The sequence below is a fragment of the Rhodococcus aetherivorans genome, assembly GCF_011058165.1.
GTDB classification, from domain to species: Bacteria; Actinomycetota; Actinomycetes; order Mycobacteriales; family Mycobacteriaceae; genus Rhodococcus; species Rhodococcus aetherivorans.
On record NZ_JAALEG010000063.1, the window covers coordinates 26,366 to 38,386 of the forward strand.

A 12,021-nucleotide genomic window follows, 5' to 3' on the forward strand; every position below is an offset into this window, starting at 1 on the left:
CAATGATGACGGCCCGAGCGAAGCAACGACGCCGGAGGCGGGGAATCCTCGTCCTCGGGATCCTGGTCGTCCTGGCGGCCGTGCTCGCGCTCTGGTACATCCTCGCGGGCCGGCTCCCGGTGCCCGGGCCGCCGGGGCCCCTCGGGCCCGAGAAGCCGGAGGCGCAGCCCGCATCGTGCCCGGACGTCCAGGTGGTGGCGGTACCGGGCACGTGGGAGTCGGCGGCCTGGGACGATCCGTACAACCCGACGTTCAATCCGCTGTCGCTGATGCTGAACGTCACGCGTCCGCTGCAGGAGCGCTTCGACGCGCAGCGTGCCGACGTGTACACCGTTCCGTACGTCGCCCAGTTCTCGAATCCGGTGGCGCTCCCGCCGGACGGGCAGCAGTCCTACAACAACAGCCGCACCGCCGGCACCGCGGCGACGGAGGACATCCTCGCGCGCCGCTTCGCCGAGTGCCCGCTGACCAACTACGTCCTGACCGGCTTCTCGCAGGGTGCGGTCATCGCGGGCGACGTCGCGGCGCGCATCGGCGCCGGTGACGGGCCGGTTCCGGCGGATCGGGTGCTCGGCGTGGCGCTCATCGCCGACGGCCGTCGCGACCCGGGCACGGCCGAGACGATCGGCCCGCCCGTCGCGGGCGTCGGCGCCGAGCTGTCCCTGGACGGACTGCGGCTGCCGGGGATCACCATGACCGGCGCGCGGCCCGGCGGGTTCGGGGAGCTCGAGGACAAGGTGGTGGACATCTGTGCACCGACGGACGGCATCTGCGACGCGCCGCCGAACGCGCTGAACCCCGGCAACTGGCTCGCCAGCGCGCCGCGGTTGCTCGAGTACGCGAACAACCCCGTGCACGCCCTGTACAACTCGTTCGTCGTGGACGATTCGGGTACGACGGCGACGCAGTGGGTGGCGAACTGGGCGATCGAGAAGATCGAGGAGGCGCCGAAACCACCGGAGGAGTGATCCCTCCCCGTTGTTACCGGCCGGTAGTGTCGGGGATCACCACCCGATACAATCGTTCCTCGGTCGGCGCTTAGACTCGACCTTCGGTCCTGACCCGGGAAGCTCTCCGGGTCGGTGACGCGCGACCACCGCCACACGAGAAGAGGTTCGATGAGCGCCACCGACGGCTCGGCTGCCACGCAACCGCGGAAGTTTCGTTTCGCCGCGGGTGGCGAGGGCAACGCCGAGGAGGGCGGCGCCCGGCGCTTCGTCAAGCTGGCGCAGAAGGCCGAGGAGCTCGGCTACGACAGCTTCATGATCCCGGACCACCTGGGCAACCAGGTCGGACCCATCGCCGCGCTCGGTGCGCTCGCCGTCGCCACCGACAAGATCCGCCTCGGCACCGCCGTCCTCGCGAACGGCTTCCGCCATCCCGCGATCCTGGCCAAGGACGCCGCGACCGTCGACGTCCTCTCGGGCGGCCGGCTCGAACTCGGGATCGGCGCGGGATGGATGAAGGAAGAGTTCGACAAGGCGGGCATCGCCTACGAGCGCCCCGGCGTCCGGATCGAGAAGCTCGAGGAGACGCTGCAGATCCTGGACGTGCTCCTGCGCGGCCAGGAGTGCAATTTCGAGGGCAAGCACTACCTCATCGACGGCCTCAAGGGCAGCCCGCGGCCGCGCCAGGGCCCGCGACCGCCCATCGCGGTCGGCGGCGGGGGACCGAAGATGCTCGCGCTGGCGGCGAAGTACGCCGACATCATCTCGGTGGCCACTCCCACGAACCGCGACGGCCGGTTGTTGCTGTCGGGGATCACGATGGACAAGACTGTGGAGCGGGTGGACGTGATCCGTCGCGCGGCGGGGGATCGGTTCGATGACATCGAGCTGAACTGGACCATCACGATGATTCTCGTCACGGACGATCGCGAGCAGACCGCCGAGATGGCGCTGGCCGCCCTCGACCAGGGATTCCCCCCGAACATCGAGGTGGACGTCAAGCTCACGGTGGACGAGATCCTCGAATCGCCATATCTCGCAATCGGTTCCTACGAGGAGATCGCCGAGCAGATCCGCAACGTGCGGGCGAAGACCGGGATGTCCTACGTGGGGGTCTTCCCCACCCAGATGGAGGCGTTCGCACCGGTGATTCCGCTGTTGGCGGGGGAATGACCGATGCGGATCTGTAACATAATCGTGATTTCGGATCGATGGACAGATTCGTGAGATGCACGGCCGGATGCTGTTGAGCTGTACAGGTACGACGATCCGCTAGCGCGAAGACAAGTGCGGGGCGCAACCATGTCGAGTGGTTGTGGGATCGCTTCGACAGGGAGAAGGAATGAGCGTCGGGTTCGAAGAGTTCATCGATGAGAACGGACAGATCGTGTTGCCCGAGGGCAACACTCTGCTCGACCACCTCGAGCAGCATTTCGCCGAGAACGGCGACGATCTTGCGTACCGTTACATCGATTACTCGCGGGAACGTGACGGCGAGGTCCACGAGCTGACCTGGCAGCAGTTCGGGGTGCGCCTGCGCGCGATCGCGGCCCGGCTGCAGCAGGTCACCAAGCCCGGTGACCGCGTCGCGATCCTCGCCCCGCAGGGCCTGGACTACGTCGTCTCCTTCTTCGCGGCCATCTATGCCGGCACCATCGCCGTCCCGCTGTTCGACCCCGACGAGCCCGGCCACACCGACCGGCTGCACGCCGTGCTCGGCGACTGCACGCCCAGCGCCATCCTCACCGCCACCTCCTCGGCGGCCGGGGTCCGGCAGTTCTTCCGGCCGCTGCCCGCGGCGGAGCGGCCCCGCATCATCGCGGTCGACGCGATCCCCGACACCGTCGCCGGCTCGTGGACGCGGCCCCACATCGGCACCGACGACATCGCCTACCTGCAGTACACCTCCGGATCGACGCGCGTGCCCGCGGGCGTGGAGATCACCCACCGCGGTGTGCTCACCAACTGCATCCAGATGGCCGATTCCATCGAACTCAACGAGGGTTCGCGCGGCGTGACGTGGCTGCCGCTGTTCCACGACATGGGCCTGCTCACCGTCATCCTGCCGGCGATCGGTGGCAAGTACATCACCATCATGAGCCCGCGCGCCTTCGTGCAGCGGCCGGGCCGGTGGATCAAGGAACTCGCCGCCGTCTCCGACGGGGCCGGCACGTTCGCCGCCGCGCCGAACTTCGCGTTCGAGCACGCCGCCGCGCGGGGCCTGCCCAAGCCGGGCGAGACCCTCGACCTGAGCAACGTGATCGGCCTGATCAACGGCAGCGAGCCGGTGACCACGTCCTCGATGCGCAAGTTCAACGACGCGTTCGCGCCGTACGGCCTGCCGAAGACCGCGATCAAGCCGTCGTACGGCATGGCCGAGGCGACGCTGTTCGTCTCGTCCACGCGGCACACCGACGAGGCCCGGGTCATCTACGTCGACCGTCACGAGCTCAACGCCGGCCGCATCGTCAAGGTCGACAAGGAGGCGCCGAACGCCATCGCGCAGGTCTCCTGCGGTTACGTCGCGCGCAGCCAGTGGGCCGCGATCGTCGACGCGGAGACCGCCACCGAGGTGCCGGACGGGCACGTCGGCGAGATCTGGCTGCACGGCGAGAACATCGGCATCGGGTACTGGGGGCGCACCCAGGAGACCGACGAGACCTTCCACAACAAGCTCGTCGACCGCCTGCCCGCGAGCAGCCACGCCGAGGGCACGCCCGCGGACGCCCACTGGCTGCGCACCGGCGACTACGGCGTGTACGTCGACGGCGAGCTGTACATCACCGGCCGGGTCAAGGACCTGGTGATCGTGGACGGCCGCAACCACTACCCGCAGGACCTGGAGTTCTCGGCGCAGGAGGCCAGCTCCGCGCTGCGTCCCGGCTTCGTCGCCGCCTTCGCCGTGCCGGCCAACCAGCTGCCGCAGGTGGTGTTCGAGAATTCGCACTCGGGTCTGCAGTTCGATCCCGACGACGCCTCGGAGCAGCTGGTCATCGTCGCCGAGCGGGCGCCCGGCGCGGGCAAGGCGGATCCGCAACCCGTCGCGGACACCGTTCGCGCGGCGATCTCGGCACGGCACGGGGTGACCGCGCGCGACGTGCTGCTCGTGCCTGCCGGGTCGATCCCGCGCACGTCGAGTGGCAAGATCGCGCGGCGCGCCTGCAAGGCCGCCTACATCGAGGGAACCCTGCGCGGTGGTTACACCCAGCAGGCATTCCCCGATAGCGTATAAAAATTGTTCTCTTTCCCGGGTAGCGTGGTGGGTTGATGGCTGACACTGAAATGACCGTCGCGCAGCTGCGCGAGTGGCTGCGGAACTGGATCGCCGAGGCTACCGGGCAACCGGTGGCGCAGATCTCCGACGATCGCCCGATGGAGGAGTTCGGCCTCTCGTCCCGCGACGCCGTGGCGCTCAGCGGCGAGGTCGAGGAACTGCTCGGCGTTACCCTCACCGCCACGATCGCCTACCAGCACCCCACCATCGCGTCGCTGGCCACGCGCATCATCGAGGGCGAACCCGAGCTCCCGGAGGGCGACGACAGCGCCTTCTACGCCGCCGGTCCGGCCGGCAGGACGCACGATGTCGCGATCGTCGGTCTCGCCGCCCGGCTGCCCGGGCACGTGAGCACCCCCGCGGAGATGTGGGAGCTGCTCGCCCAGGGCCGCGACGGCATCACCGACCTCCCCGAGGGTCGCTGGTCCGAATTCGCCGACGATCCGCAGATCTCGTCGGCCATCGCTGCAGCCAACACCCGCGGCGGCTACCTCGACGACGTCAAGGGCTTCGACGCGGAGTTCTTCGCGATGTCGCCGCGCGAGGTCGAGATGGTCGACCCGCAGCAGCGCCTCGCCCTCGAACTCACCTGGGAGGCGCTCGAGCACGCCCACATCCCGGCCAGCGACCTCAAGGGCCGCCCGGTCGGTGTGTTCATCGGCAGCTCCGCCAACGACTACCAGCTCCTCGCGGTGAGCGACCCGTCCGCCGCGCACCCGTACGCCCTGACCGGCACGGCCACGTCGATCGTTGCCAACCGGGTCTCGTACTTCTTCGACTTCCGTGGCCCGTCCGTCGCCCTGGACACCGCATGCTCGTCGTCGCTCGTGGCCGTGCACCAGGCGGTGCGCGCCCTGCGCGACGGCGACGCCGACGTGGCGCTGGCCGGTGGCGTGAACATGCTCGTCGCGCCCGCCGCGACCCTCGGCTTCGACCAGCTCGGTGTGCAGGCCCCCGACGGCCGCATCAAGGCGTTCTCGGCCGACGCCGACGGCATGGTCCGCGCCGAGGGCGGCGGCCTCGTCGTGCTCAAGCGGCTCGAGGACGCCGAACGCGACGGCGACACCGTGCTCGCCGTCATCGCCGGTTCCGCCGTCAACCAGGACGGCCGCTCCAACGGCCTGGCGGCCCCGAACCCGGAGGCCCAGGTCGACGTGCTGCGCCGCGCCTACCGGGACGCGCGCATCCTGCCGTCCGGCGTCGACTACATCGAGGCCCACGGCACCGGAACCGTGCTCGGCGACCCGATCGAGGCGGACGCCCTCGGCCGCGTCGTCGGCCGCGGCCGCGACGCCGACAAGCCGGTGCTGCTGGGCTCGGCGAAGACCAACTTCGGCCACCTCGAGGCGGCCGCCGGCGCGGCGGGCCTGATCAAGGTGGTCCTCGCCATGCAGGAGAACCACCTGCCGGCGACGCTGAACTACACCGCGCCGAACCCGTACATCCCGTTCGAGCAGGCCCGCCTGAAGGTCATCCCCGAGGGCGCCGAGTGGCCGCGCTACACCGGCAAGGCGATCGCCGGCGTCTCCGGCTTCGGCTTCGGCGGCACCAACGCGCACGTCGTGGTCCGCGAGTACACCGGACCCGAAGCGGACGCGGAGTCGAGCGAACGTATCGTTCCGTCGGCTGAAGGAGCTGAAGGGCACATTCGCTCGGAGCAGGGCGAGGAACACCCGGTGCTGCTCGCGGTGTCCGCGGCGATGCCGTCGCGTCGTCGCCGGGCCGCCGCCGACCTCGCCGACTGGCTCGAGACCGAGGCCGGCAGCACCACGCCGCTCGCCGACATCGCTCGCACCCTTTCCCGCCGCAACCACGGCCGCTCACGCGCCGTCGTGATCGCGAAGACGCGCGCCGAGGCCATCGCCGGGCTGCGCGCCGTCGCCGCCGGCAAGCCCGCGCAGGGCGTGTTCTCCGCCGACGCCCCCGCCGCCAACGGGCCGGTGTGGGTGCTGTCCGGTTTCGGCTCGCAGCACCGCAAGATGGCCAAGCAGCTGTACCTCGAGAACCCGGTGTTCGCCGCGGCCGTCGACGAGATCGACGAGCTGATCGAGGACGAGGCCGGCTACTCCATGAAGGAGAAGTTCCTCGACGACGGCCAGGACTACGACGTCGAGACCTCGCAGGTCGGCATCTTCACCATCCAGGTCGCCCTCGCGAAGCTGCTGCGCCACCACGGCGCCGAGCCGTCCGCCGTCGTCGGCCACTCCATGGGCGAGGCCGCGGCCGCGTACATCTCCGGCGGTCTGTCGCTCGAGGACGCCGTCCGCGTCATCTGCGCCCGCTCCCGCCTGATGGGCGAGGCCGAGGCGCTGCTCGAGGGCGACGACATCCGGCTCATGGCGCTCGTCGAGTACAGCGCCGCGGAGATCGAGCTGGTCCTCACCGACTACCCGCACCTCGAGGTCTGCGTCTACGCCGCGCCGACGCACACCGTCATCGGCGGCCCACAGGACGAGGTCAACGCGATCGTCGCGCGGGCGGAGTCGGAGGAGAAGCTCGCCCGCGTCCTGCAGACCAAGGGCGCGAGCCACACCTCGCAGGTGGATCCGCTGCTCGGCGAGCTCGCCGCCGAACTCGCCGGCATCGAGCCGCACAAGCCGAAGGTCGACGTGTACTCGTCGGTCGACCAGGACACCCACTACCGCGCCGGCCACGACCCCATCCACCAGGTCGAGTACTGGACCAAGGGCCTGCGGCACAGCGTGTACTTCACCAACGCGGTCAAGCTCGCCGTCACCGACGGGCACACCACGTTCGTCGAGCTGGCACCCAACCCCGTCGCGCTGATGTCCGTGGCCGCGACGGCGTACGCCGCCGGCGTGATCGACACCCAGCTGATCCAGACCCTCAAGCGCAAGGAGGACGAGCCGCTCGGCGTGCTCACCGCCCTCGCCCAGCTGTACGTGCACGGACACGCCGTGGACCTGCGCAGCCTGCTTCCGGCCGGCGAGTACGCGGACCTGCCGCGGACGGTGTTCCTGCGCAAGCCGTTCTGGCTCGAGACCCGCATCGGGACCGGCGGCAACGCCCGCGTGCCCGGCGCGCACGTCGCGCTGCCCGACGGCCGGCACGTGTGGGAGGTGCGCGCCGACGCCGTCACCGACCTGGGCGAGCTCGTCGTCGCCGCCGCGTCGCAGACGCTCGCCGACGTCACCCTCACCGCGTCCGTCCCGCACGGCGACGTCCCCACCAGCGGCACCCTCACCACCACCCTGACCCGGCACCCCGGCGGCGCGTCGCTGCACGTGCACGGGCGCGATGCGGCGAGCGGCGAGTTCCGGTTGCTGTTCGACGCGGTCGTGGCCTCCGGCGAAGCGCTGCCCGCGCCCGCCGCGGCGCCCGCGCCGGCCGAGCGGTCCAGCGGGCCGGTCGAGACGCTTCCCGAGGTGGTCGAGACCTTCGGCGACAAGTGGAACCCGGCCGGGTCGCAGACCCTCGAGGATCGGCTGGCGCTGATCGTCGCCGAGTCGATGGGCTACGCGCCCGAGGACCTGCCCGTCGAGATCCCGCTGATCGAACTGGGTCTGGACTCGCTCATGGCGGTGCGGATCAAGAACCGCGTCGAGTACGAGTTCGACATCCCGCAGCTGCAGCTCGCCGCCGTGAAGGACGCCAGCCTGCGCGACGTCGCGAAGTACCTGCGGTACGCCGTGGAGAACCGCGAGGAGGTCGCCGCCCTCGCCGCACAGCAGGCCGCCGACCGCGAAACCGCCGAGCGGGAGGACACGACGCTCGAGCTGCCTCCGATCTCGGCCGTGGAGGACACCGGGGTGGTGCACGAGGCGGAGGCGATCCTCGAAGCAGCCGAGGCCGCTGAAGCCGCGGAGGCCGGTGCGAGCACCGAAGCCGACAAGGCCACCGACGTGACCGACCGGCAGGCGGTTGCGGAGGCATCCGGCACCGACGTGCCCCCGCGCGACGCGGCCGAGCGACTCACGTTCGCGACCTGGGCCGTGATCACCGGACAGTCCGCGAAGGGCATCTTCAACACCCTGCCGATCCTCGACGACGAGACGGCCGAGCGCCTCGCGGCCCGGCTGACCGAGCGGGCGAACGGCGAGATCACCGTCGACGACGTGCTCGACGCCGAGACCATCGAGCAGCTCGCCGAGAGCGTGCGCCGGCACCTGGAGTCCGCCGACCGCATCGACGGGCTCGTCCGTACGCTGCGCCCGCGCCCCGAGGGATCGGACGCCGTCCCGGTGTTCGTGTTCCACCCGGCCGGCGGTTCCACCGTCGTGTACGAACCGCTGCTGCGCCGGCTGCCCGAGGGCACCCCGATGTACGGCTTCGAACGCACCGAGGGCCCGATCGAGAAGCGCGCCCAGGAATATCTGCCGCAGATCAAGGAGATCCAGGGCGACGGTCCGTACGTGCTGTACGGCTGGTCGCTGGGCGGTGTGCTCGCCTACGCGGTCGCCAAGCTGCTGCGCGCGGAGGGCAAGGACGTGCGGCTCGTCGGCCTCATCGACACGGTCATGGCCGGGGAGAAGGTCGAGGACACCCCGGAGGAGATCACCAAGCGCTGGCAGCGGTACGCGAGGTTCGCGAAGAAGACGTACGGGGTCGACGCACCGCTGCCGTACGACAAGCTCGCCGCGACGGACGACGAGGGCCAGGTGCGCATCCTCATGGACCTGCTCAGGATGAGCGGTACCAGGATCCCCGGCGGCATCATCGAGCACCAGCGCACGTCGTGGCTGGACAACCGGGCCATCCAGACCGCGAAGCTCGAGCCGTACGACGGCGACGTGGTGCTGTACATGGCGGACCGCTACCACGACGACGCCATCGAACTCGAGCCGGCGTTCGGAACCCGGCAGCCCGACGGCGGCTGGGGCGAGGCGGTCCGTAATCTGGAGGTCATCCATGTCGGCGGCGACCACCTCCAGGTGGTCGACGAGCCGTACATCGGGAAGGTGGGGGCCGACCTGACACGCAAGCTGGCCGACATCGAGGCCACGAGGAGCTGATCGAGTAGTGACCACGACGACGGCCGGGAAGCTGGCCGAGCTGCGCAAGAATCTCGCGATCGCGAAGGAACCGGCCGGAGAGGCCGCGCTCGCCAAGCGCGCCGCCAAGGGCATCCCCAGTGCCCGGCAGCGCATCGACATGCTGCTCGACCCGGGCAGCTTCGTCGAGATCGGTGCGCTGATGAAGACGCCCGGCCGCGACGACGCCCTCTACGGTGACGGTGTCGTCGTCGGTCACGGCACCGTCGAGGGCCGGCCCGTCGCGGTCTTCTCGCACGACCAGACCGTGTTCGGCGGCAGCGTCGGCGAGATGTTCGGCCGCAAGGTCGCCGCCATCCTCGACTTCGCGCTGAAGATCGGCTGCCCCGTCGTCGGCATCAACGACTCCGGCGGCGCCCGCGTGCAGGACGCCGTGACGTCGCTGGCGTGGTACGCCGAACTGGGCAAGCGGCACGAGCCGCTGTCCGGTCTGTGCCCGCAGGTGTCGATCATCCTCGGCAAGTGCGCCGGCGGCGCCGTGTACGCCCCCATCAACACCGACGTGGTCATCGCCACCGAGGAGGCGTACATGTTCGTCACCGGACCGGACGTCATCAAGTCCGTCACCGGTGAGGACGTCAGCCTCGAGGAACTCGGCAGCGCCCGCAAGCAGGCCGAGTACGGCAACGTGCACCACGTCGCGCCGGACGAGAAGGCCGCGTTCGAGTGGGCCCGCAAGTACCTGAGCTACATGCCGTCGAACGCGCAGGAGAAGCCCCCGATCGTCAACCCGGGGCTCGAGCCGGAGATCACGCAGGACGATCTCGAGCTCGACACGTTCATGCCCGACGCCGACAACTCCGGCTACGACATGCACGACATCCTGCTCAAGATCTTCGACGACGGCGACTTCTTCGAGATCCGCTCGCAGGTCGCGCCGAACATCATCACCGGATTCGCCCGCGTCGACGGCCGGCCCGTCGGTGTCGTCGCCAACCAGCCGCTGTACCTGTCGGGGGCGCTCGACGCCGCCAGCTCGGACAAGGCCGCCCACTTCGTGCGGGTGTGCGACGCGTACGACATCCCGCTCGTGTTCGTCGTCGACACCCCGGGCTTCCTGCCGGGTGTGGAGCAGGAGAAGATCGGCGTCATCAAGCGCGGCGGCCGGTTCCTGTTCTCGTTCGTCGAGGCGTCGGTACCGAAGGTGACCGTGGTGGTGCGCAAGTCCTACGGCGGTGGCTACGCGGTGATGGGGTCGAAGCAGCTCGGCGCCGACGTGAACTTCGCCTGGCCCACCGCCCGGATCGCGGTGATGGGTGCCGAGAGTGCCGTCGCGGTGATCGGTCGCCGCCAGATCGAGGCCGCCGGTGACAACGCTCCCGCGGTGCGCCAGCAGCTGATCAACTTCTACAACGAGCACATCGCCACGCCGTACATCGCCGCCGAGCGCGGCTACATCGACGCGGTGATCGAGCCGCACACCACGCGCCTCGAGATCCGCAAGGCGCTGACGTTGCTGCGCGACAAGACGGTGTTCAAGAACCCGCGCAAGCACCACCTGCTTCCGCTCTAGTTCGTGACACCCCAATTCTGTTCGGGTGGGCCGAATGTCACATGCATGCAATGGAAATGAATGCATGTGACATTCGGCCCACAGCGGTGTCCGGGGTCAGTCCGCGCGTGACCGCACCGGGGGACGCGGGCGCTGTGTGCCCTGGTGGTAGGCGGCCTCCAGGTCCGCGAGCACCGCGGCCGGGTTGTCGCGGATCTGCCTCGGTAGGTGCGACACCACGATGATGCCGTTGCGCTGCATCGCGGCCCGTCGGACGAGCGTCGTCTCGTGCGCCTTCGGTGAGAAGTGGTATTTCAGCGAATCGATCTCCCATGCCACTGCGACCGAATCGAGCCACCCGTCGGGGCGGGCGATCCACGTACCGTCGTCGGTCTCGACGTCGACGTTGTGGGCCATGGGTGGCAACCCGCTCGTCGCGTACAGCTTCTGTGCTGCGATCTCGGCCACGGAATGCGCGTCGTGCGAGAGCTCTCGAACCACGGTGCGCGGCACGGCGCTACCGCGGCAGCTGCCGGCGCGCAGTTCGTGTGCCAGGTCGTCGACGGTCACGTCTCCGCGCTGAATCCCCGACGCCAGCAGGGCACGGCACGGATCGAGCTGCGACATTCTGCGTGCCGCATCGAGCAGACAGCGGTCCACCGGAGCAATTCTCAGCGTGCCTTTGATGATGGGCTCGGGTATCCGCCAGCTCCGCTCGACGGCGACGAACGAGAAGTTGCGTCGATGCTGGGTATGCGGAATGAGTAGCAGCACCTCACTTTTCGTCGCCGAGTTGGTGTAGCCGTGTATCCCGAGCGCGGCATGACCTGAGATCAGCGCCGAATCGCCGCCGTACAGCAGCGCGGCCGTGTTGCGCTGCAACACGGACAGCGGCCCGTTGTGCAGCGCCACCACGCCCGGCAGGACGCGCTGCCACGGACCGCCCTTACGGCATCGGCCGGCGATCGTGCCGCCGGCGACGCCGTGCCTCAACAGCGTTGCCGTCCGGATGACGCCGTTGGTGCTCAGTGCGAACAGCTCTTCGGGATCGTCTCCCCATGTCCCCCGTTTCATAGCTACAGCCTGCAGGGGGATCGTGTCCTACGAAAGACCGTCTTGTCGGCCTGTGGATAACCTTGTGGTGGCCGAATGTCACATGAGTTCAATGTAGGCGGTTTCAGGCGGCCGATGCGACAAGCTCGGTGAACGCTTCGGTTGGCGTGCGCCAGCGTAGCGTCTGCCGGGGGCGGCCGTTGAACTCGTCCTGGACCTGCTGCAGGTCCTCGGGCGTGTACA

The 12,021-nt window shown here is 69.5% G+C and carries 6 protein-coding genes and 1 pseudogene; 5 read left to right on the top strand and 2 right to left on the bottom strand.

Features of this window, described 5'->3' with window-relative positions; all coding sequences use genetic code 11:
- Positions 1-5: 5 nt before the first annotated feature.
- From G6039_RS21495 to G6039_RS21515, 5 genes are all read left to right on the top strand, one after another.
- Positions 6-968 carry a cutinase family protein gene (locus G6039_RS21495; protein WP_043801822.1) on the top strand — a complete coding sequence of 321 codons (963 nt, stop codon included), beginning with the start codon at positions 6-8 and terminating at the stop codon, positions 966-968.
- A 150-nt stretch (positions 969-1,118) separates the two neighbouring features.
- Complete coding sequence (locus G6039_RS21500) at positions 1,119-2,120, top strand: LLM class F420-dependent oxidoreductase (RefSeq protein ID WP_043801788.1); 1,002 nt, start codon at positions 1,119-1,121, stop codon at positions 2,118-2,120.
- 169 nt (positions 2,121-2,289) lie between these two features.
- A complete protein-coding gene (gene fadD32, locus G6039_RS21505) occupies positions 2,290-4,179 on the top strand; it encodes a long-chain-fatty-acid--AMP ligase FadD32 (RefSeq protein WP_006941930.1) in 1,890 nt (629 codons plus the stop codon).
- Positions 4,180-4,229: 50 nt separating this feature from the next.
- On the top strand, positions 4,230-9,194 hold the full coding sequence (gene pks13 / locus G6039_RS21510; RefSeq protein WP_043801784.1) for a polyketide synthase Pks13: 4,965 nt from the start codon (positions 4,230-4,232) through the stop codon (positions 9,192-9,194).
- Positions 9,195-9,201: 7 nt separating this feature from the next.
- Complete coding sequence (locus tag G6039_RS21515; RefSeq protein ID WP_006941932.1) at positions 9,202-10,746, top strand: acyl-CoA carboxylase subunit beta; 1,545 nt, start codon at positions 9,202-9,204, stop codon at positions 10,744-10,746.
- Between the two features lie 96 nt (positions 10,747-10,842).
- Here the strand turns inward: G6039_RS21515 and G6039_RS21520 are convergent, their stop codons facing one another.
- Positions 10,843-11,799, bottom strand: a complete 957-nt coding sequence (locus G6039_RS21520) for a hypothetical protein (protein ID WP_043797372.1) — start codon at positions 11,797-11,799, stop codon at positions 10,843-10,845.
- A gap of 103 nt (positions 11,800-11,902) precedes the next feature.
- A pseudogene (locus tag G6039_RS31470) lies at positions 11,903-12,021 on the bottom strand (IS30 family transposase); the annotation flags it as partial.

What these genes read in the sequence shown, in the direction of transcription:
- pks13 (WP_043801784.1), top strand. Translation starts at nt 4,230, where the DNA reads ATGACCGTCGCGCAGCTGCGCGAGTGGCTGCGGAACTGGATCGCCGAG.
- G6039_RS21520 (WP_043797372.1), bottom strand. Translation starts at nt 11,799, where the DNA reads ATGAAACGGGGGACATGGGGAGACGATCCCGAAGAGCTGTTCGCACTG.
- G6039_RS21500 (WP_043801788.1), top strand. Translation starts at nt 1,119, where the DNA reads ATGAGCGCCACCGACGGCTCGGCTGCCACGCAACCGCGGAAGTTTCGT.
- G6039_RS21495 (WP_043801822.1), top strand. Translation starts at nt 6, where the DNA reads ATGACGGCCCGAGCGAAGCAACGACGCCGGAGGCGGGGAATCCTCGTC.
- fadD32 (WP_006941930.1), top strand. Translation starts at nt 2,290, where the DNA reads ATGAGCGTCGGGTTCGAAGAGTTCATCGATGAGAACGGACAGATCGTG.